Source organism: Flavobacterium salmonis (assembly GCF_903819435.1).
Lineage (GTDB): Bacteria > Bacteroidota > Bacteroidia > Flavobacteriales > Flavobacteriaceae > Flavobacterium > Flavobacterium chungangense.
Genome location: NZ_CAIJDP010000071.1, coordinates 183,833 through 206,431, shown reverse-complemented (window position 1 = coordinate 206,431; position 22,599 = coordinate 183,833). Strand labels below are relative to the sequence as shown.

The 22,599-nt window shown below is 35.2% G+C and carries 17 protein-coding genes; 5 read left to right on the top strand and 12 right to left on the bottom strand.

Annotation, left to right across the window (positions count from 1 at the left end; translation table 11 throughout):
- Positions 1-102 precede the first annotated feature (102 nt).
- The 4 genes from FLACHUCJ7_RS14005 to FLACHUCJ7_RS13990 all read right to left on the bottom strand — a co-directional run bounded on the left by FLACHUCJ7_RS14005 (position 103) and on the right by FLACHUCJ7_RS13990 (position 3,489).
- A complete protein-coding gene (locus FLACHUCJ7_RS14005; protein ID WP_078226624.1) occupies positions 103-1,119 on the bottom strand; it encodes a M28 family peptidase in 1,017 nt (338 codons plus the stop codon).
- A 9-nt stretch (positions 1,120-1,128) separates the two neighbouring features.
- On the bottom strand, positions 1,129-2,097 hold the full coding sequence (locus FLACHUCJ7_RS14000) for a DUF3667 domain-containing protein (RefSeq protein ID WP_180909302.1): 969 nt from the start codon (positions 2,095-2,097) through the stop codon (positions 1,129-1,131).
- A 33-nt stretch (positions 2,098-2,130) separates the two neighbouring features.
- The gene (locus FLACHUCJ7_RS13995) at positions 2,131-2,904 is read right to left on the bottom strand and encodes a dienelactone hydrolase family protein (RefSeq protein WP_078226626.1); all 774 of its coding nucleotides are present in this window, start codon (positions 2,902-2,904) and stop codon (positions 2,131-2,133) included.
- 132 nt (positions 2,905-3,036) lie between these two features.
- Positions 3,037-3,489 carry an Lrp/AsnC family transcriptional regulator gene (locus tag FLACHUCJ7_RS13990; protein ID WP_078226627.1) on the bottom strand — a complete coding sequence of 151 codons (453 nt, stop codon included), beginning with the start codon at positions 3,487-3,489 and terminating at the stop codon, positions 3,037-3,039.
- A 150-nt stretch (positions 3,490-3,639) separates the two neighbouring features.
- Between FLACHUCJ7_RS13990 and rocD the strand changes: the two genes are divergently transcribed.
- Both rocD and FLACHUCJ7_RS13980 read left to right on the top strand, forming a co-directional pair.
- Complete coding sequence (rocD, locus tag FLACHUCJ7_RS13985) at positions 3,640-4,893, top strand: ornithine--oxo-acid transaminase (RefSeq protein ID WP_180909301.1); 1,254 nt, start codon at positions 3,640-3,642, stop codon at positions 4,891-4,893.
- 197 nt (positions 4,894-5,090) lie between these two features.
- Positions 5,091-5,543, top strand: a complete 453-nt coding sequence (locus FLACHUCJ7_RS13980; protein ID WP_180909300.1) for a DUF1810 domain-containing protein — start codon at positions 5,091-5,093, stop codon at positions 5,541-5,543.
- A gap of 425 nt (positions 5,544-5,968) precedes the next feature.
- Here the strand turns inward: FLACHUCJ7_RS13980 and FLACHUCJ7_RS13975 are convergent, their stop codons facing one another.
- The 8 genes from FLACHUCJ7_RS13975 to FLACHUCJ7_RS13940 form a co-directional block, all read right to left on the bottom strand.
- The gene (locus FLACHUCJ7_RS13975; RefSeq protein WP_230408829.1) at positions 5,969-6,424 is read right to left on the bottom strand and encodes a hypothetical protein; all 456 of its coding nucleotides are present in this window, start codon (positions 6,422-6,424) and stop codon (positions 5,969-5,971) included.
- A 120-nt stretch (positions 6,425-6,544) separates the two neighbouring features.
- On the bottom strand, positions 6,545-8,164 hold the full coding sequence (locus FLACHUCJ7_RS13970; protein WP_180909299.1) for a sulfatase-like hydrolase/transferase: 1,620 nt from the start codon (positions 8,162-8,164) through the stop codon (positions 6,545-6,547).
- A gap of 239 nt (positions 8,165-8,403) precedes the next feature.
- A complete protein-coding gene (locus FLACHUCJ7_RS13965) occupies positions 8,404-9,123 on the bottom strand; it encodes a thioredoxin domain-containing protein (protein ID WP_180909298.1) in 720 nt (239 codons plus the stop codon).
- 4 nt (positions 9,124-9,127) lie between these two features.
- Complete coding sequence (locus FLACHUCJ7_RS13960) at positions 9,128-10,189, bottom strand: sterol desaturase family protein (RefSeq protein WP_180909297.1); 1,062 nt, start codon at positions 10,187-10,189, stop codon at positions 9,128-9,130.
- Between the two features lie 427 nt (positions 10,190-10,616).
- Entirely contained in the window at positions 10,617-12,539 is a 1,923-nt protein-coding gene (locus FLACHUCJ7_RS13955; RefSeq protein WP_180909296.1) for an arylsulfatase, read from the bottom strand.
- 115 nt (positions 12,540-12,654) lie between these two features.
- A complete protein-coding gene (locus FLACHUCJ7_RS13950; RefSeq protein WP_180909295.1) occupies positions 12,655-14,223 on the bottom strand; it encodes an arylsulfatase in 1,569 nt (522 codons plus the stop codon).
- Positions 14,224-14,250: 27 nt separating this feature from the next.
- Positions 14,251-15,723: a RagB/SusD family nutrient uptake outer membrane protein gene (locus FLACHUCJ7_RS13945; protein WP_180909294.1), complete on the bottom strand. Its 1,473-nt coding sequence runs from the start codon at positions 15,721-15,723 to the stop codon at positions 14,251-14,253.
- A 14-nt stretch (positions 15,724-15,737) separates the two neighbouring features.
- On the bottom strand, positions 15,738-18,869 hold the full coding sequence (locus tag FLACHUCJ7_RS13940) for a SusC/RagA family TonB-linked outer membrane protein (RefSeq protein WP_180909293.1): 3,132 nt from the start codon (positions 18,867-18,869) through the stop codon (positions 15,738-15,740).
- 928 nt (positions 18,870-19,797) lie between these two features.
- Here FLACHUCJ7_RS13940 and FLACHUCJ7_RS13935 point away from each other — a divergent pair.
- The 3 genes from FLACHUCJ7_RS13935 (at position 19,798) to FLACHUCJ7_RS13925 (ending at position 22,593) form a co-directional block, all read left to right on the top strand.
- On the top strand, positions 19,798-20,970 hold the full coding sequence (locus FLACHUCJ7_RS13935) for a molybdopterin molybdotransferase MoeA (RefSeq protein ID WP_180909292.1): 1,173 nt from the start codon (positions 19,798-19,800) through the stop codon (positions 20,968-20,970).
- Between the two features lie 165 nt (positions 20,971-21,135).
- Complete coding sequence (locus FLACHUCJ7_RS13930) at positions 21,136-21,882, top strand: sulfite exporter TauE/SafE family protein (RefSeq protein WP_078226637.1); 747 nt, start codon at positions 21,136-21,138, stop codon at positions 21,880-21,882.
- A gap of 138 nt (positions 21,883-22,020) precedes the next feature.
- Positions 22,021-22,593 (top strand): molybdenum cofactor guanylyltransferase, encoded by a 573-nt coding sequence (locus FLACHUCJ7_RS13925; protein WP_180909291.1) that lies wholly within the window; start codon positions 22,021-22,023, stop codon positions 22,591-22,593.
- Positions 22,594-22,599 lie beyond the last annotated feature (6 nt).

Genomic DNA, 22,599 nt, shown 5'->3' with positions numbered 1-22,599 from the left:
AAAACAAAAAAAGATGAGTTTTACTCATCTTTTTTTGTAATCATTCCTAAGGGAAAAACTTAGAAACCTTAGCATCTCAGTTTCTTAGAATCTTTTTTTAAACTATCTCTTATCCACAACCGGTCTGTTTTCTCTATTGGCCAGTTCCCAGGCAACGACGAAAGCTAATTTTGTTCTTTTAGTTAAAGCATCGTATTCGATTTTTTCTGCTATGTCGTCTTTACCATGGTAATCTTCGTGAACGCCATTAAAGAAGAAAACCGCCGGAATACCATGTTTGGCAAAGTTATAATGGTCAGAACGCTCATAAAAGTGATTTGGGTCTTTTGGATCGTTGAATTTAAAATCTAAATCTATTTTGATGTATTTTTCATTTTGTGACACTACAGCATTATGTAAATCAGATGATAATCTGTTCGCTCCAATAACATACACATAATTGTTTGTTTTGGCGTGTTCAACATCACGACGACCAATCATATCAATATTAATGTCGGCAATTGTGCTGGCAATTGGAAACAAAGGATGTTCAGAATAATAGCGAGAACCGTGCAGGCCGTGCTCTTCGCCAGTTACATGCAGGAATAAAATAGAACGTTTTGGTCCATGTCCTTCTTTTTTGGCTTTTGCAAAAGCTTTCGCCATTTCCAATAAAGCTACCGTTCCGGAACCATCATCATCAGCACCATTATAAACTTCACCGTTTTGAATACCCACATGATCGTAATGAGCTGAGAGTACCAATATCTCATCTGGTTTTTCAGAGCCTTCAATGTATGCCCAGATGTTTTCTGAATCCTGTAAGTTTTCATTGCGTCTGGCATTCAAATAAGATGCCGGAATGTGCTGGTAATAATCTGTAGCACCTTTTGGAAAAGGGATTCCATTTTTTTTGTATTGCTCTATCATGTAAAGCCCTGCTTTCTTTTGTCCCTTCGAACCGGTTTCACGGCCTTCCATTTCATCAGAAGCAACAGTATAAAGCATTGTTTTTAAATCTTTTTCCGAAATTTTTCCAATGTATTTAGAAGGATCTGAATTGTCTTTGGAGGTAATATTCTGGGTGTTTTTACACGAAAATGCAGAAACAATTAATAATAGAAATGCAATTTTTTTCATTATTAGTTTTTAATGTATATTGATGAATGTATAGAGAACATAAACAGTTAGTAAAAATAGAATAAAAAGAGAGTTTATAATGAATAACAATACACTTTTAACAAAAGAAACTATTCTTGATTCGCCATAAAAGCGATGATGAGCTGGATAAAAATAATAACACATCCAGATTGTTCCAACAATGCTGGTAATTGTGGAAATAACATTCAGTGGACTATCTTCACCAAAAAGTCCGACAACACGGTCAATGATAAACATTACAAGGAAAATTAATAATAAAAATGAAAAATAGTGAAGTGTAAAAATGCCGTGATCAAAATAATACCATTTTTTTTTATTGTGAAAAAGCCATAAGAAAAAAGCAAAAAATGGCATGATAATAAATAAAATTTTAGGAAGGTTGTGAAAGAAAGATTCTGTAAATTTTATAAAAATTTCTTTTTTGGTGTATTTCTCACTAATATGTATTGCTTTTTCAGCGAACCAGTAGCTGGTAGCATTAAGTTTGTCTTCTTCTTTTCCATGTTTCTGAATAGAATCAATTTTCTTCATGTTTAAGAAATGGAAGTATTTATTGTCTTCTTTTTTAATATTCAATTCTTGTGTAGTTTTTGCGATTTCCTTATTTATTTCCTTTTCGCTTTTATTATTTTCGTTGACTTTAACTGGAAGCATAGCAATTAATAAGAACGTAATGAAACTTATGAAAATATATAAACGAACCGGAGCCAAATAGGAAAGTCTTTTTCCCGAAAGATATTCTTTGGTTAAAGTTGCCGGCTTAAAAAGCAGATTTCGTATCGTTTTCCAAAAAGCATTTTCATAATGTGTAAGATCTTCAAAAAAGTGGACAAACAAGTGATGAAATGTTTTTCTGCTGTCTGAATTCTCTTGTCCGCAATTGGGACAAAATTTCTGCTCTACTACGTGGCGGCAGTTGAGGCAGGTTTTATCTTCTCTGATTTTATTATGGGACATTGGTTTGGGTTTAGTTTTGGTTAATTAATTTGGTTACTTTTTAAGTACCTCGTTTAGAAAAAGCTTTAAATGTTCAAAAGAACGTTTTGCAGCAACAGCATTGTAGGCAGCTCCTTTTGAGTTGTCGTTTCCGGCTTCCGGGTTTGTGAATGAGTGTACCGAATTTGCATAATAAATCATTTGCCAGTCAGCTTTCGTATCACGCATTTCCTGCTGAAAAGCAGCTATTTCTTCCTTTGAAACAAATGGATCATCAGCACCATGACAGGCTAAGACTTTAGTTGTGATAGTTTCAGAAGGCCTTGCAGCATCTTTGCCTAAACCGCCATGAAAAGAAACGACACCTTTTACATTCAGATGTCCGCGGCCAGCTTCTAAAACCCCGGTTCCGCCAAAACAATACCCAATAGCAACAATATTATCGGCATTTGCACCGGATTTGATTAATTGATCTAACGCTAACTGAATACGTTTTTGATACGCTTCATAATTTTTTTTGTAGTATCCGGCCTGCTTACCTGCTTCTGAAGTGTTTGTTGGATAATTTCCTTCTCCATAAATATCAGCTATGAAAACCGTGTAGCCCAGTTTTGATAAGTTTTCGGCTATTTCTTTTGAGGCATTGTCAATTCCAAGCCAGGCTGGCAAAAGCAAAATACCTGGATTTTGACTGCTTTTTTTGGCAGCTTTTATGGATAATCCATTTAAAACCTGATCTCCGTCGTTGTATTTTACGGCTTTTAATTGGGCGTTCATAATGCTGAAAAATAAGAAAATAACTAAAATAAATAAGGCTGATTTTTTCATGATTTTTTATAATTTATAACAAATATCTGAAATATAATCGTACAAAAAAACCTCAAAAGCTTTTTCTTTTGAGGTTTTAGCAAAGAATTTAAAATATTGAAAATTATAAGTTTATAGATTATTTGTAAAGTTTTAAAGTGTAATATTTCTTTTAAAAGCGCAACCCAATTCTACAATAGAATCGGTTTTGGCAATCCCGGAAATTCGGTCTATTTTTTCGTAAAGAACATTTCGCATGTGTTCGTGGTTTTTGGCTATGATTTTTATGTAAAGGGTAAAGGAACCTGTAACATAATAACACTCCGTAATTTCCGGAATGGCTTTTAAAGCCTCAATAATTCTTTCTGAATCCGAATCTTTATTGAGCGTAATTCCGGTAAAGGAAGCCCAGTCGTAGCCAATTTTTTTTTCGTTAACCGAAGGTTTGATCCCTGAAATGATACCTTGCTCTGTTAAGCGATTCACTCGCTGATGTACCATTGTATTTGAGATTTTCAAATTTGCTGCGATTGTAGAAAAAGCCATTCTCCCATCTTTTTCCAGTTCCTTGATAATTTTGATGTCAAATTGGTCTAATGAGTCCATTTTTATATTGTTTAAAATTAATATTGACTTTTATTTTGGCTTTTTTTTTAATATTGACTTTTAATTGCTTTATTTAAGTCAAAAGTATTGATTTTTATTGTAAAATAAAATAATATAATTAATTTTGAAAAAGATAAAAAACTGAAAATCATGGAACAGACAAAACAAATTCTTTCGTCTAAATCAGAAGTTTTAATAGAGAAAGAAAACAAATACGGAGCTCATAATTATCATCCGCTTCCTGTAGTTTTAGACAGGGGAGAAGGTGTCTATGTCTGGGATGTGGACGGAAAGAAATATTATGATTTCCTTTCGGCTTATTCTGCCGTAAACCAAGGACATTGCCATCCTAAAATTGTTGGAGCAATGGTAGAGCAGGCGCAAAAGCTGACTTTGACTTCCCGTGCTTTTTACAATGATAAATTAGGGAATTACGAAGAATATGTAACCAATTATTTTGGTTTTGATAAGGTTCTTCCAATGAACACGGGTGCAGAAGCAGTAGAGACAGCTTTGAAATTGTGCAGAAAGTGGGCTTATGAAGTAAAAGGAATCCATGAAAATCTTGCCCAGATTATTGTTTGTGAGAATAATTTTCACGGAAGAACCACAACCATCATTTCGTTTTCGAATGATGAAAGTGCCCGTAAGAGTTTCGGTCCTTTTACAGAAGGCTTTATAAAAATTGAATATGACAATCTGGAGGCTTTGGAAAAAGTACTGGAATCATCAAAAAATATAGCCGGTTTTCTGGTGGAACCAATTCAGGGAGAAGCCGGAGTATATGTTCCGTCTGAAGGTTATTTAGCGAAAGCAAAAGCACTTTGCGAAAAACATAATGTATTGTTTATTGCAGATGAAGTTCAAACCGGAATTGCACGTACAGGGAAACTTTTAGCGGTTCATCACGAAGACGTGCAGCCTGATATTTTGATTTTAGGAAAGGCAATTTCAGGAGGTGTTTATCCTGTTTCGGCGGTTTTAGCAAATAACGAAATAATGAATGTAATAAAACCCGGACAACACGGATCTACTTTTGGAGGAAATCCGGTTGCGGCAGCTGTTGCAATTGCGGCTCTTGAAGTGGTAAAAGACGAAAAACTGGCTGAAAATGCAGAACGTTTAGGAATCATTTTAAGAAAAGGATTAAACGAAATTGCTGAACGTAAGGATTTGATTACACTGGTTCGCGGTAAAGGTTTACTTAACGCCATCGTAATTAATTGTGATGAAGAATCAGATTTGGCTTGGGAAATCTGCCTGAAATTCAGAGATAACGGATTATTGGCAAAACCAACTCACGGAAACAAAATTCGTCTGGCTCCGCCTTTGGTTATTACCGAAGATCAAATTAAACAATGCCTTGCTATTATTGAGAAATCATTGAATCATTTCAAAAATTAAAAATTTATTTTCTATCATAATAGGTTAAAAACAGCTGCGATTACTTTATTTTTCGCAGCTTTTTTATTTCATCAAATTGAAATTATATAATGTAACTGTAACAATTATATAAATTTTTAGACCGAGAAGCGGAGTAGTTTTGGAAGACTTTAAAACAAGACCTGAAAATTTGTTTAACCTTATAAAATTACTTCAGAATGGCTTACGCAAATAATGATTTAACACGCTTTTTAGATGCACAGAACAAACTTTATCTAACAGCTTACTCAGAACTAAAAAAAGGGAAGAAGGAAACGCATTGGATGTGGTTTATTTTTCCGCAGCTAAAAGGTTTGGGCAAAAGCACGCTAGCGAAATATTATGCTATTGCTGATCTTAAAGAAGCAGAAGATTTTCTAAATCATCCTATCTTAGCGAAACATTTAATTGAAATTTGCAAAGTTCTTTTAGAATATAAAACCAAATCAATAGAGGCTATTCTTGGGGAATTAGATGCGAGAAAACTTCGTTCTTCCATGACTCTTTTTACTCAGGTAGAAAATACAGATCCTGTATTTCAGGAAATACTGGATGTTTTTTTCTTAGGATATTCAGATCCGATTACTTTGTCAAACATAGCAGTGCCATTAGAAATTGCTATGGCATCCTGAATTTTACCTTTTTACTTTATTTATATAAATCAAAAAGCGATTGTCCGAAAACAATCGCTTTTTTTATTGCTTAAATGTCGTATGCAGTTTTAAACTCTTTTTCAAAAGAAAAAATCCGTAATAAAAGAAAATGATTTTGATTCAAATCGATGTATCTCTGCTATTTTTAGATCGGTTTTATGATTTTTAGATATACCCTTCAAAATCTCTTTTTTGTTCATTTTCTATATCTTTTTTCAACCATATTATTTTTTGCTCTAAATATTTTATGTGGTCTGTATAATCGAGGAGATTAGGTAATACTTTTACCATCGAAGCTATTTCACCACAAAAATCAATTTCTTTCTGAATATAGGGTACTCTGCTTCCAGTTGTAACACTAGATGTTTCTAACCATATATACTTAAAAAGTTCTATGTCTTTATTTAAAAAACCAAACCGATTTTCACAAAAACTTCTGTTGAAAGTGCAGAACGAAACCATTCCGGTAGTTTGAAGAAATTGCCAATTACAAGGCCAATAATCAAACTAAAAATTACGGCTTCTAAATTGAGTCCTTTTATAAAAGTATTTCCTGCTACAATCAAAGCCAAAATAGTTAACAGATAGATGATTGGGAAACCTAATAAAAAGTTTTTTACCGATTTACCAATTAAAAATGCGGCTATAGTTCCTATAACAGTCAAATAAATAAATTGAATTAACAGAATTTGTAAATTCCCGACAGCAAATACATCTGCCATTAAGTCGGAACCATTGGACCATTTGAATACCGGGACATCAGGAAGAAATACAAACAGCGAAATTCCGATGATTAAGAAACCTAAAAGTACGACTGTCCAGTCTTCATGAAGGCTAAGTTGTTTTGTTTTAATTGACATTGGTTTTAATGAATTGAATTGTTTTTTAAGATTTGGTTGAGTTGAGGCTTGTTTGGTTTTTTTTAAACAGGTAAAACGACTTTTTTGCATTTAAAGAGTATGCTTCTATGTATTTAAACTTTACAAATCGACAAAGTATTTTTGAGAGCCAAAATTGAATTCATAGTAAGTTAAATTAGGCCATAACGGTTTTATGAGTCCTTTTTCCCAGTCTTTTAAAGCTGTCTGAAGTTCTTTTACTTTTGCCGGATTTTTTTGTGCCAGATCAGTAGTTTCAGATTTGTCTTTTGATAAGTCATAAAGCCATTTTTCATGTGTTTTTCCACTGATGATCAGTTTCCAGTCTCCGCTTCTGATGGCTTTGGCATCACCGGAACGCCAGTATAAATTTTGGTGCGCAATTTTATTGTTATTGACTATGTTAATTAAATCAACCCCGTCATAAACCCTGTCTTTTGGCAAACCAGAATGCGTTACTGCTGCAATGGTACTGAAAATATCTAGTGAACTCACCGGTGTTTTGTAAACGGTATGTGGTTTTATTTTTCCTTTCCACGAAAGTGCAAACGGGACATTGATTCCGCCTTCAAAATGGGAGAATTTCCCTCCTTTAAGCGGTGCGTTGGTAGTAGCAAACGTATAATCGGCACCTCCATTGTCACTGGCAAAAATAATCAGGGTATTTTCTTCCAGACCTTCTTTTTTTATTTTGGCCCTGATTCTTCCAATGGCATCATCCAAAGCGCTGATCATGGCAAAATACACCCGTTTGTTTTCGTCTTTTACATTCGGAAAACGGTCGTAATATTTCTTGCGGACCTGAAAAGGGGTGTGTGGTGCATTAAACGGAACATACAGTAAAAATGGTTTTGTTTTATTTTTGTCAATGAAAGCTTCGGCTTCATCCGCAAATTTTTCAGTCAAATAGGCTTTTTCCTCAACAATGGTAGTATCCCTGCGAATTTTTCCAATTCCGACACGGCCCTTTCCCCAAATTACTTTATCTGTAAAATCCTTATGATGATGGTTGATAATATCCGGATTATCATCTTCGGGAGCAAAAAGCGAAAACGCCTGATAAAACCCGTAATGATAGTCGAAACCTCTGTCCAGTGGAAAAAAACCTTTGGTATGCCCCAAGTGCCATTTACCAATAATACCAGTATTGTAACCTTGTTTTTTAGCCAGATCGGCAAAGGTAATTTCAGACTGGGGCAAACCCTGGGTAGCGATTGAAGTATCATTTGGATATTCAATTTTTGGGTTTAATCTCCAGCTATCGGTATTAATCAGATATTTGAAGGCATAATATTCCAGATTGTTTTTTGGATATCGGTCTCCGGGTTGATATTCATGTCCAAATCGTTCCTGATAGCGGCCTGTAAGTAAACCTGCTCGCGAAGGAGAACAAATGGATGAGGAAACATAACCGTCTGTAAATGTCACTCCCGATGCAGCCAAAGAATCTATTTGAGGTGTTGGGGTTGATTTTCCTCCGTACAGCGAAATGTCATATTTGCCCAAATCATCAGCAAGGAGAATGATAATGTTTGGTTTTTTTTCTGAAGTTTTGGAAGTGTCTTTTTGATACAGAAATACAGTTTTTCCTTCAGCTAATTTTTCATCAGATTTAATCAGTGTTCCGTCTGTGTTGATGGGCCAAAACAAAAAAACGGAAGCAATAAGGAGTAGAATCAAAATGGTAAAAACGATTTTTTTAGTTTTTTTGGATATTGCCATATTATGGTATTTAAAAAGGGAATATTTTTTGGTATATAGCAGGTTTTAAAGTTTTAAATTGATAAACCTGCAAGGTTGGGACACCCTGCAGGATAGCAAAAAAACAAACAAACAAACTTCATTACCTTATGTTGTTAATGAATTAAAACAATTGTCAGGCTGACCGGAGTTGAATCTCTTTACAACTAAAAGGTTTCGACTCCGCCCAGGGTGATATTCATCTCTGATTTCTTTCTTTGTTAATTATTCTGAGCCAAAATGACATCAACATCTTTTTTCAAATCTGAGAATCCCTCTTTTTTGAAAATAATCTGACCGTTTTGATATAAAATCAGGGTAGGGAATACTTTTACAGTTTTCAGATCGGCAATTACCTGCGGACTTTCTTCCAGTTCGATTTCGACAATTTTTACCTTCTCTCCGTATTCAGCTTTGATGGTTTCCAGAACAGGTTTTACTTTTTTGCACGGAGCACAATATTTAGAACCAATATCTACCAAAACGGTATTATTATCAGCGATGATTTTATTGTATTCATCCAGTGTTAATTTGCTTTTGGAGTTGACATAAAAAGGCTTTCCGTTGCCAATCCAGTTGGCAATTCCACCCTCTAAACTATAGGCTTCCTTAAAACCTTTTTTTAATAAATCATCTGCCAGCCACACACTTCTTCCGGCTCCGATAGAATAGGTAAATACGGGTCTTGTTTTATCTAATTTTGCTATTTGCTTGGCATAATCTTTTGACTCCAGATTGAAATTTACCGCTCCGTTAATGTGGTTAAGGGCAAATTCTTCAGGCCCTCTAGCATCAATTATCTGTGGGTTTTTCTCATTTTGAATTTTACTGTAATAAAGATCCAGCGAGATTGTATTTGAACTTTTATTTTGTGCAAAACCAATAATTGTTACAAAAAGGGTTAGGGCAGAGATGCTGTTTTTAAATATTTTATTTTTCATGATATCAGGATTGAACGGTTTCTAGTACAGGCTGATTTTCAACAACCGGAGTTTGTTTTAAGGGTACAGAAAGAACTCCTTCTGCCAGTGCGCTTCCTTCTTTTTTAGATTTGAATATCGGCCAAAGAAACTGTGCGTACCATTCTTCCTGCTTGTAGGATTTGATTCCATATGATTTTGGAAATTGTCTGGTAATTAAACCTGTTCCGAAGATGACATCCCAGATAAAAAACATGTTTCCGAAGTTGCCTTTAAAATGACCAACACCGTCTCCGCTTGTATCTGCATGATGCGCGTGGTGTGTAGCCGGAGTCGAAATTAAACGTTCTAAAACCCATGCAATCGGATGTAAAACTTTGTATTTGTAAAACGGTTTGTCCCAGGCAATACTGGAGTGTGCCGTTAATGTGATGATGCTTTTTATAACCAATACAAACAAAGCAGGAAGCCCTAAACCTAAGAAGGTTAAAGTGGCTGTTAAGTAAATCTGAGAGAAAAAGATCGTGTAAATAAAGTTTTGTCTCGAAAGCATCGCCATTCCCATGTACGGAGCTGAATGATGCGTTCTGTGAAAACGCCATAAAAAGGGAACCTGATGGTGCAGACGATGGTACCAGTACTGTGTTAAATCATCCGCAACACCGATTAAGAAAAAGCCTCCCCAAAACGGCACCCACGAAAGTGCGTTTTCAAGATTCGGAATCAAAACCGGTAAAACCTTTAAGCTGAAAAAAGAAATAACTGCAGGTAAAATTAATTTTGGAGCCAGGAAACTTACGATGTCAATTTTGCGTTCTTCACCTGTCCATTCATCATCATATAAACCTGCCGTAAATTCGATAATTCCCAACACAATCATAAAAACGGTTAATCCCCAGGTTCTGATGTTTTCGAAAGCAGGTTTTGCAAATTCCAGAAAAGCCGGTAATGCAATGTGCGATTCACTTACAATGTTGTTACTCAATTTAAAATATAGGTAAATTGCCAACACAGGCAGCGTGTAAATAAAAAGACTGATACTTAAATCTCTTATCAGATTTTTGTTTGAATTTTGAACTGTTGCCATGATTTCTTATTTTAAAAATTGATTGATTAATGTTAAACCGCCTGCCAAAATCACAAGCGGAATCAAAAAAAGAATCGCCCCAACGACAATCTTTTTGCCTATAATTTGATAATCTACTAGTTTCATGTGTCTCAATTTTTTTGTTTAATACTTTATTTTGTTTTATAAATTGGGATTAATTTCCTTGAAAATCAGAATGATAAATTTAAAATTAAAACTAATAATTCTACAGATTTAGTAGAATTTTATTTTGTGGAATTTTTTAATGAAAGGCTTCGACTAAGTTTATCCGGAGCTAAGTCGAATGGACTCAGCCAGACAGCAGAATGTTTGTTTTACTTTTCTGTTATATCGAAAGTTTTTCATTGTTTACCTTTTGAAAATTCAGGTCTTTATTTTGTAGTAAAGACCTGAATCCAACTTTTTACTAATGCGAACTTCCGCTTCCACCTTTTGTTGCTTCTTTAATCAACTCCTGAAGGTTTTTGCCTTTGTCAGCTCCGCTATTGTGAATTTTTCTGCCCAGTACATCCTGCCAGTCAATTAACGGATATACATTATTTTCTTTGGCTTGTTCATCAAACAGTTTTTTAAGTTCTTCTAATTTTTCAGGATACTTTTTGGCCAGGTTATTACGTTCATTAAAATCTTCGTTTAAGTTATATAATTCCCAAACATCATTATCAAAACTGTTTGCTGCAGCAGTCTGATTTTTACCTGCAGTTTTCAATAAGGTAAAAGGATCCGGATGTGCTGCGGCTGCTTTCCATCCATCTTTGTATATGGCTCTGTTTCCAAAAATATAATAGTATTGTACTTTGTGTAATGACTCTGCTTTGGCATTATTTAAAGAAGTGTATAAAGAAGAACCTTGGATGATATCCTGCTTAATTCCTTTGATATATTCCGGAGCTTTAATTCCTGCAATATCAAGCGTAGTAGGCAGAATATCGTTTACATGGCTGTATTGATTTCTGATTCCGCCCTTATCTTTAATTCCGTTTGGATAGTGAATAATCAAAGGATTACGGGTTCCACCTTCTGACTGAGCATCCTGTTTCCAGTTTTTAAACGGTGCATTAGTTGCTTGTGCCCAGCCTAAAGGGTAATTGGTATTAAGTCCCTCAGGAGTTCCAATTTCGCCGATGTTGGCTAAATTATCCTGAAGATTTTTTTCGTCAGATGTTCCCTGAGCAAAAAGGCTTTGGTTGATAGTACCTACCAGACTGCCTTCTTTACTGGCTCCGTTATCTCCAATGGCAACAAAAATTACAGTGTTGTCAAATTGATTGGTTTCTTTAAGGTAATTAACCACTCTTCCAATTTCAGCATCGGTATACGTCAGAAATCCTGCGTACACTTCCATGAATCTGGCATATACCTTCTTTTGATCCGGAGTTAATTTTTTCCATTCCCCAATTAGCGGATTACGTTCTGGTAAAACGGCATTGGCAGGAATTACACCCAGTTTCTTTTGGTTTGCCAAAACTCTTTCACGATATACATCCCAGCCTTCATCGAATTTCCCTTTGTATTTATCGCTCCATTCTTTTGCAACCTGATGAGGTGCATGAGCTGCTCCGGGTGCATAATATAAAAAGAACGGTTTTCCTGGAGCCGCTTTTTGTTGTTTCTGAAGATAACTAATTGCCTTATCTGTAATTAATTCGTTCAGATGGCGTCCGTCTCCTTTTATATGCGTCTGATCTTCTACCAAATCAGGGTTGTACTGATCGGTTTGTGATCCTAAGAAGCCATAGAAATGATCGAAACCTTTTCCGGTTGGCCATCTGTGAAATGGACCTGCATCCGTAGCATCTTCATCCGGAGTTACACCATATTTCCCTACTGCAAAAGTGTTGTAACCGTTTTCACGTAAAATCTCAGCAACTGTTCCTTTATCAGATGGAATTCTACCATCCCAACCCGGGAAACCTGCAGATAAAATAGTGTGAGAAAAGCCGCTAACGTGAACTCTTCCTGAATTTCTTCCCGTCAATAAAGCGGCACGGGTAGGTGCGCAAATAGCGGTTGTATGAAAATTGGTATAACGTAATCCGTTATTTGCCAAAGCATCAAAAGTAGGGGTCTCTATTAATCCGCCAAAAGCACTTGAAGCACCAAATCCTACATCATCCAGTAAAATCCAGACTACATTGGGAGCGCCTTTTGGAGCTTTTACAGGCTCAGGCCAATATTCTTTTGAGTCCGCCAATGTTTTACCAACGACTCCTTTAAATTCTGCATTTTGCTGTTCCTGGGCAAAGCCAAACTGAGCAACAAGCAATGCTGTAATCAAAAGCCCTTTTTTAGGACTTTTGATGGTACTGTTATTTTTAAATTTTTTCATTTTTTTATATTTTAAGCGATTAATTGATAATTCATTATTTCTATGTATTTGGTATTGTTTATTGTTGTAGTTTTTTTAATAAAGTATAAAGTCAGGTATTAGGAATAACTGTTATTTATTTTATCGTATTCCAGTCTTTAACGCCAACTTTTGCTGACCATTGTCGATGTAATTCAATCAGATTTTGGAGGATTTTTGATTCTGATTTTGCCAGGTTCTTTGTTTCGGTTCGGTCTGCAGAAAGATTGTACAATTCCCAGGGCTGATTGTTTTCGGCTACTGCTTTCCATTGTCCTTTTCGTACTGCTTTACTGCCTTCATGTTCCCAAAATAAAGCTTCATGTGCATTAGATCGTTGCCCTTCAAATTCCTTTTTTAAACTAATACCTTCTAATGGTGTGAGTTTTTTTTCCTGAAAAGAATCCGGATATTGAAAACCGGCATACTCCAGAAAAGTTGGGAAAACATCAATCAAATGACTTACCCTATTGCTTAATGTGCCAGCCTTAATATGTTTTGGATAATAAGCAATAAAAGGAGAAGTAATACCGCCTTCGTGGGTGTTCTTTTTGAACAATTGAAAAGGCGTGTTGCTCACATTTCCCCACGGACTTTCGTAACTGTCAATGGAAGCAACTGAACCTGGTGTTCCATTTTTTTGTGTAACATAATTCCAGTTTTTTACATCATCGGCACTTCCGCCATTATCAGAAAGAAAAAGAATAAGTGTATTATCTTCTTCACCCAAAGACTTTACTTTCTGAAGGATTTCTCCAATTCCTGCATCCATTCGGTCGATCATGGCGGCGTAAATTGCCATGCGGGTGTCCCATTTGTCTTTTTCTTCAGTACTTAATTTTTCCCAATCCGGCACTTTTTCAAAACGATTGGATAAGTCCCAGTTTTTATCAATAATTCCTTGTTCTTTTAACTTTTTAAAACGGCTTGCTCTCAATTTATCCCAGCCTTCGAGGTATTTTCCTTTGTATTTTGCAATATCTTCCGGTAATGCCTGAATGGGCCAATGTGGCGCATTATAAGCAACATACAGAAAAAAAGGCTTTTGTTCATGGCGATGTTTTTCTAAAGAATTAATGGCAAAATTGGTTATTTCCTGAGTCAGATAAGTCGAAGTATCCGTGCGAATAATTTCTTTGTCTCCTTTCAAAAAAGTCACTGTTCTTCCGTCATTATACAAAGGTTGCGAGTTGAAATAACTGCTTCCATTGTTTTGTAACGTAAATGAATCATCAAATCCTCTATTAACCGCCCTGGCTGACGGAACCAAACCAACGTGCCATTTTCCGGAAACGATAGTGTTGTAACCTGCCTGTTTGAGTGCCTGTCCAATCGTGATGCAATGCTCGTTTAAATACCCCTGATAGGCAGGAAACCCTTTGTCCTGAACCATGTCCCCAACACCTGCCTGATGCGGATATAAACCTGTGAGCAATGAAGCGCGTGAAGGACAGCAACGCCCGGCATTGTAAAATTGCTTTAGAATAAGTCCGTTTTTAGCAAGCTTATCCAGGTTTGGAGTTTTAATTTCTGAGCCAAAAGCACCAATATCTGAGAAACCTAAATCATCCGCCAGAATGACGATGATGTTAGGTTGCTTTTTCTGCGCAGACAGCTGTAATTGTGCAAAAACCAATAGGACGATAATAAACAGTTTTTTAATCATTTTATATACTAATATGTAATCCTTTTATTAATAGCCTGGATTTTGCGGTAGTCCTACTGGGTCAATATTTCTTTCGCTTTGCGGAATTGGATACAGATTATTACGCTCTGAAACTGAGTTTTTTGCAGTTACCTTCTTGATTTCGGTAACCAAAGTTCCCCAACGAACCAAATCGAACCATCTTTGCCCTTCCTGAACAAACTCTTTTTTGCGCTCTTCCTGAATCGCAGCTCTAAAAGAGGTTTGGTTTAATCCAACTAAATCTACAGTTGCGTCTGGCGTTGTGATTGGTTTTCCAAAAGCTCTTCTTCTTACCTGATTAATCAATTCATAAGCTTCAGTAGTTGGCGCTCCCTGTTCATTTATGGCTTCTGCCAGGGACAATAAGATGTCTGCGTAGCGAATAACCGGAAAATTAATGGCTACGTTTGAAGGAGTAGCTAGATTGGTCAGGTCAAGATATTTGCTGAAAATTGGTTTTGGAAAAGTATAAAGTGTTCCGGTTGCCGGATTCAATAATTGTTTTTTATAACTAACATCTCTTCTTACATCTCCTTCTGCATAAATATCATAAAACAAAGCTACATCCGAAATAATATCTGCCGGTTCAGTAGCAGTAAATCCGGTAAATGAAGTTGCTTGAAAAGTACTTCCGCTAGAACCGTTTCCTGCCTGATTTGGCTCAAACTGAACAGAGAAAATATGCTCTTTTCCGTTCTTTTTTTCCTTTGCGAATATATCTCCAAAGTTTTCAAAAAGGGCGTATCCGTAACCACCATTAATAACTTCTTTAGCTTTAAGGATCGTATTTGGATAATCTTTTCTTGTAAGATATACTTTTGCTAAAATTGCTTTTGCAGCTCCTGATGTAGCACGTCCAAGGTTAGTTGAAGTATAAGCAGCAGGTAAACCTTCTGCATCTTTTAAGTCTGAAATAATTTGCGCATAGACTTCATCGACAGTTGCTCTTTTTGATTTTAAGCTTTCTATTTGAATAGAAGTCGGTTCATGTAAAACAATTGGAACACCGCCCCAAAGACGTACTGCCTGAAAGTATAATAATCCTCTGATGAATTTTGCTTCTAAAATCAATCGGTTTTTAATTTCATCTGTTCCAATGACTTTCGGAATATTATCAATGGCAACATTGGCTCTGTTAATTCCGGCATAAATTTGACGCCACGCAACCTGAACACGATCTGACGTCGCATCATGGGTTAAACTGCTCAAAGCTCTTACCTGTGGATTGGTTGCTGAAACTCCTGCTGCGGCATAATCAGTAGCCATATCTGTCAGGAAATAAAGATTTCTTCCAAATAAACTCTGCTCTCCCGGATCAAGACTCAAAGAAGCATAAACCGCAGTTACACTTGCAATAGCATCATCCTGAGTTTGAAAGTAATTTTCTTCGGTTACAAAAGAGGTTGGTGTTACCTCTAATTCTGTGCACGATACAAATAGTCCGGCACTTAATAATAATGTTATAATACTCTTTTTCATTTTATATTTTTTACTTAGAAAGTTATATTCAGACCCGAAATGAATGTTTTAGAGTTTGGATAAGAACCAAAATCAATTCCCGGATATAAGTTGTTTTGTTCGTATGAACTTACCTCAGGATCATATCCGGTGTATTTTGTCCATGTAATTAAGTTTTCGGCAGATACGTAAAATTTAACACTCTTTGTTCCCAATTTTTTAGAAATGCTTTTAGGTAGTGTATATCCTAAAGTGATTAATTTTAGTCTCAGGAAAGAAGCATCTTCTACATAACGTTCAGAAACTATTGCTACTGGAGAACTAGATGCTCTCGGAATTTCATTACTTGGATTTGTTGGTGTCCAACGATCATTAAGAGTTGCATTAGCATTTGTTCCCAGTGTTGAAATTTCTAATTGCTGATTTAAAGCATTGAATATTTTTCCGCCATATGATCCCTGGAAAGAGAAATTCAAATCAAAATCATTATAAGAAATTGTATTGCTGAAACTTCCAACAAATTTTGGCTGTGAAGTTCCAAGATTTCCTTTGTCAAGAGTTGTAATTACACCATCACCGTTGCTATCTACATATTTTCTGTCACCAACTTTTGTATTGGCAAGGCTGTTTATTTTTGGCTGTGTATTCACTTCTTCCTGAGTCTGGAAAATACCATCGGTTCTGTATCCCCAAAAAGTTCCTAAAGGCAAACCTACTTTTACCGTTACAGGCTGTTGCTGCAATAAAGCACCGTTTGGAACGATTGGAAAAAACTGGTCAACACCATTTCCAATTGCAACAACCTTGTTTCTGTTGGCAGAAAAAACGAAGTTAGAATTCCATGAAAAGTTTTCTGTTTTTATATTTTCTGTTATCAGCCCAATCTCAATACCTTTATTTTCAACACCTCCAATGTTTTGAAGTATTGTAGCATATCCTGAAGTAAGCGGCACAGGAACACTTATAAGCAAATCGTTTGTTTTTTTGTAGTAAACATCAAAAACAAAATTGATTTTTCTGTCTAATAATGATAAGTCTAAACCAATGTTATATTGGTTTGTTTTCTCCCATCTCAAATCCGGATTTGCCAATCGGGTAGGGGCAAGTCCTGTATATAATGTACCTCCAAAGGCGTAATTAACAGAACCCATCTGAGCCAGGGAAAGATAATTTCCAATTTCCTGATTCCCGGTAGTTCCGGCTGTTATTCTAAGTTTGGCTTCGGTTAGACCTTTAATGTTGTTGGCAAATTCTTCATCAGTAATATTCCATGAAAATCCAGCCGAAGGAAAGTAACCCCAAAGTGATTCTGAACCAAATCTTGAAGATCCGTCTGCACGTGCAGAGACCGTAAAGTTATATTTTCCTTTATAAGAATAATTTACTCTGGCTAACCACGATTTTAACACACTTTCGAATGCATCACTATAGGGCTTTATGGGAACACCATCTTGTAATGAATTGTAAGTATTTGCATCATTTATAAAAGTATTTGCACCCGCATTTACAGCTTCACCTTTTGTATATTGAAGTGTATATCCTCCTAAGGCCGAAAATTTATGGTCATCACCAAAGTTAGTATTGTAGTTCAGTGTATTTTCATTCAGTATAGAACTTACCAACCTGTTTCCGACTGATCCTAAGCCTTTTGTTCCGGCTCCCGTTGTTGTAGTTGCCGGAGCATAATAATTTTGTTTGGTATCAATAACGTCACCGCTTACGGCCACTTTTGCGGTCAGTTTTTTGGTTATTTTGTATTCACCAAATAAGCTGGTTAGAATTCTGTTGATTTTGGTTTCGTTTGTTGTGCTAACCAAATCATTAATTGGATTTGCAATAACGCCATTAACTGCAGTTGTATAAGGATTATTAGTTAAATTATAACTTCCGTCTGCATTTTTAATAGGAACAACTGGTGGCTGATACAGGGCAACAACCAATGGATTAGGCTGTCTTCCGGCAGAAGAACCTCCATTGGTTCCTATACCATTTGCGACAGAATTGCTATAATTCGCGTTCACACCAAATTTAAAATTTTGTGAATAATTCCTTTCGTAGTTGGCACGAAGCGAAATTCTTTTAAAATCCGATGAAATTACAATACCGTCTTGTTGAAAATAACCTGCTGAGATAGCATATCTTGAACGTTCATCTCCACCTGAAAAAGACAACTGGTGATTCTGAATTGGTGCTGCAGTTCTAAAAACAGCAGATTGCCAGTCGTAACCGCCTGAAGTTTTAAGTGCCTCTATTTGATCCGGTGTAAAAGATGGAGTCTGACCAATACTTGTCTGAATATCATTACGTAGACTTGCCCATTGACTTGCGTTTAACAAATCCAGTTTTTTCGAAACATTCTGGAATCCAAAGTAACCCTGGTATGAGATATTATCTTGTCCTTTGGTTCCTTTTTTAGTTGTAATAATTACAACTCCATTAGCGCCTCGTGATCCGTAAATTGCAGTTGCTGATGCGTCTTTCAAGACTTCTATAGATTCAATATCTCCCGGATTAATAGTAGAGAGAACATTCACAGTTGCACCTGCATAAGCTACTCCTGCAGTACTGTTATTGTTGTCATTATAAATTAAAACTCCGTCAACGACATAAAGAGGTTCATTACCTGCGGTGATAGAATTTCCTCCTCTGATACGAACACTTGAAGAAGCTCCCGGACGTCCTGAACTTTGTGTAACGACTACTCCGGGAATAGCACCTCTTAATAAATTATCTGCTGATGAGGTAACCTGAGAAAGATTTGCTTTTGGAACTGATGATACTGAGCCCGTAATGTCTTTTCTCTTTTGCGAACCATATCCAACAACCACCAATTCATCCAGTTCCTGACGTTCTTCTTTTAAATGGATAGTGACAGGGTTTTTGTCTACAATAATTTCAGTTTTTTTATATCCTATGTATGTTATTATTAAAGTATAAGGTAATTTCTGACCAGTTTGAAAATAAAATTTCCCTTCAGTATCCGTCTGAACTCCGTGTGTTGTTCCTTTAATAATGACTGAGGCTCCAATAATAGGCTGGTTTGTAATATCGTCTATTACTGTTCCGTCAAGTTTAGATTGTATGAGAGGTGTTGTGTTTTGTGCATTTATTCCTGATGTTAAAAACAGGAGAAATAATAATGTATATAAATTTATATTTTTTTTCATTTCTTTGTATTGGTTTTTAGTAATTACAAGGAGCCGTGAAAGTTGATTTTTCAACTCTCTCGTGTTTCCTTTATTTAGCGATAAATTTTCTTTAAGCCTCGCCATTTCTGTTGCCGCAGAAATGGCTTTTTTTTTTATTTACAGCAGCGGTTGTTCATTTTTTTCATTTTATTGTTTTAGTTTTTATTCATTTTCTTAGTTATAGGTATAGTTCAATAGTCTTTTCGATACAAATTTGCTGCATCAAATAGATTATAAAATATTCAGTAAGGTTTATTTATGTTTTTTTACAAGGTTTGTTTAAAGTCAATTTATTATGGAGAGTTGACCGTAAACAGAGAATTATTGCTGTGAGATTTAGCAACAGAAGCACATACAACAGCTAGTGTTATAAGTATATTTTTTTTGAGGATTGTAAAACGATATGCTTTCGGTTGTTTTCAAAATTTAGTGTTTTATGGTTTTAAATACTATTTAAAACTCTACTAATTCTATAGACAAAGTTAATTTTAATATAATAAAAACCAAAAAAATGGTGATTTTTTTTTGGCAATAATTAAATAAATATAATTTTAAGAAAGAATTTTTATTTAATTAATTGATTGTTAGTTGTTTGTTATTCTTGTTAATTTAAATAAATGTTAAAAATATATTTTAGGTGATATTAAAATGTAGTATTTTATACTTAATTTATTCTTTTTTATTTATTAATTTTAATAATACAAGACGTCAAATATGACTGAAAAGTATCTGCTGGTATTCAAAAAACAGAATTTTAAACCAAAAACTAGATTCAATTTAAACCATGATTTTAAATAAATTAGAGTAATTTTATAGGTAGAAAAATAAATTATTTTTTTTTAATCACACTAGTAAAAAATACTTATATTTGTGTTAAGTATTTTTACTTAGTTTTATATTTTATTAAATGATACAAGTAAATGAAGCTTTAACAATCGTAGCTGAAAACAGTTCAAAAATGCCATTTCAAAAAATAGCAGTGAAAAAAGCACTGGGATATGTTTTGGCAGAAACGGTTTATTCGCCAATTCCAATGCCGCCGTTTCGTCAGTCAGCAATGGATGGCTATGCTTTCATTCACAGCAGAAAACATCAATACGATGTAGTAAGCAGTTCACAAGCAGGGGATCATTCTAATATAAAACTGAAAGAAAATGAAGCAGTAAGGATTTTTACCGGAGCTTTTGTTCCGGACGATGCTGATACAGTGGTGATGCAGGAACATGTGATGGCGAATGAAAATTCGATTTTAATCGCCCAAATGCCGGAGCAGTTTGCAAATGTTCGCGCAAAAGGGGAGCAGATCAATAAAGGCGAAATAGTTTTTGAATCTAATATATTAATAACGCCCGCTGCAATTGGTTTTCTGGCTTGTTTGGGAATCACAGAAATTACCGTTTACAAAAAGCCAAAAGTTGCCATTTTGGTAACCGGAAATGAATTGGTAAAACCGGGTAAGAAATTACCCAAAGGTAAAATTTACGAAAGTAATTCAGCAATGCTGGAGGCTGCGCTTCAAACGATTGGTGTAAATAAAACAAAGGTTTTTAACGTAAAAGATAATCTAAAAGCAACGAAGGAAGCCTTAAAAGACATTCTGAAAAAATATGATGTGGTTTTAGTTTCGGGCGGAATTTCAGTTGGGGATTATGATTTTGTTAAAGAAGCATTACTGAAAAATGGAGTAGAAGAACTTTTTTATAAAATCAATCAGAAACCGGGAAAACCAATGTTTTTCGGCTCTAAAAAAGAAACTTTAGTTTTTGCTTTACCCGGAAATCCGGCTTCGTCACTGACTAATTTTTATGTGTATGTGTATCCGGCCATTAGAAACCGAATGGGATTTTCGGATATTCATTTACCAAAATTGGTTAGAAAATTAAATGATGGGATTTCTAATAATTCGGGAAAAACATTGTTCTTAAAAGCTTTGTATGATGAAACCCATGTAACGGTTTTAGACGGCCAGAGTTCAGCAATGCTTAACACTTTTGCAACAGCAAATTGTTTATTAATTGTACCGAATGATGTCGAAAACCTTAAAAAAGAGCAGCTGGTAACATTATTGCCGATTGATTAGAATAAAGAATAAAGAATAAAGAATAAAGAATAAAGAATAAAGAATAAAGAATAAAGAATAAAGAATAAAGAATAAAGAATAAAGAATAAAGAATTTCAGTTTTAAAACGCAGTGTGTAAAAAGAAACATATAGCGTAACGTGAAACAAAGAAAACCTGAAACAAAATGAATTTACTTACTTCCGAAAATATAATTTTATTCAGCTTCGCATTGATTGTGATTGCGTTTTTATACGCAAGTGTAGGACATGGCGGGGCATCGGGTTACTTGGCTTTAATGACCATTTTCGCTTTTCCGGTGGCGATTATGAAACCTTCTGCTTTGTTGCTGAATTTATTTGTTTCGAGTATTTCGTTCTTGTTTTATTACAGAATGAATTATTTCAAACCAAAACTCTTTTATCCGTTTGCGATAGCTTCTGTACCGGCAGCTTTTATTGGCGGATTTATTACGCTGGATAATACAATTTATAAAGTTATTTTAGGAATTGTTCTGGTATTTGCGGCTTTAAGACTGTTCGGAATATTTAATTTTAAGGAAAAAGAAGCCGTTAAGATTCAATTGCCTTTTGCATTAGCAATCGGATTCGTAATTGGATTGCTTTCAGGAATGCTGGGAATTGGCGGTGGTATTATTTTAAGTCCGATTTTATTGTTCCTGGGATGGGCTTCTGTAAAAGAATCGGCGGCTATTTCAAGTCTTTTCATATTTGTCAATTCATTTGCCGGAATGCTGGGATTTCTTTTGGGAGGAAAAATTATTCCGACAGAAAGTTTTTATCTGGTTCCGATTGCAGTGATAGGCGGAATGTTAGGCGGATTTTACGGAAGCGGTTATTTTTCGAACAAGACCTTAAAAATTGTATTAGGTACAGTGATTTTGATGGCAAGTATAAAATTGATTTTTCCGTAAAAAAAAGAATTAAACACTCAGAAACAAGGGTTTTCTATTTTTAGAAAAAAGAAAGATTGGCAAAACATGAAACTTTAAACCTGAAACCTGACTTGAGGCTGAAAGCCGAAAAGACGAAGTAAACAAAATAAATTAAAGATGGAAAAACTAACAGCATTTATTCTTTGCGGAGGGAAAAGTTCCCGAATGAAGTCTGAGAAAGGATTGGTTCTGTTTCAGGGAAAACCATTTATTGAACATATTATTCAGGCTGTTTTGCCTATTTCAGAAAAAATTGAGTTCATAACAAATACTAAGGAATACGATTATTTGCCATACAAGAAGTCTGTTGATATAGTAAAAGATAAAGGCCCTTTGGGTGGAATTTATACAGCACTGGAAAATTCTGAAACCGAATTCAACCTGATTCTAAGTTGTGATATTCCGTTAATTTCTTCGGAATTGTTAGCTGAATTAATTGCAAAACACAATCAGGAAGCCCAGATTACTGTTTTTGCAACAGAAAGCAGGATTCATCCTTTAATCGGAATTTATTCGAAAAAAATAGTTCCGGTTATAAAAGAAGCGATTGAAAATAATGAACTGAAAATGATGGATTTTCTCTCGAAAGTGCCGCATCAGATTATAAAAATAGAAGAAAGCGAAAACTTTCCTTTAACCAATATTAATTCGGCTGACGAGTTAAACGACCTGAATATCAATTTAAGTTAATAGATT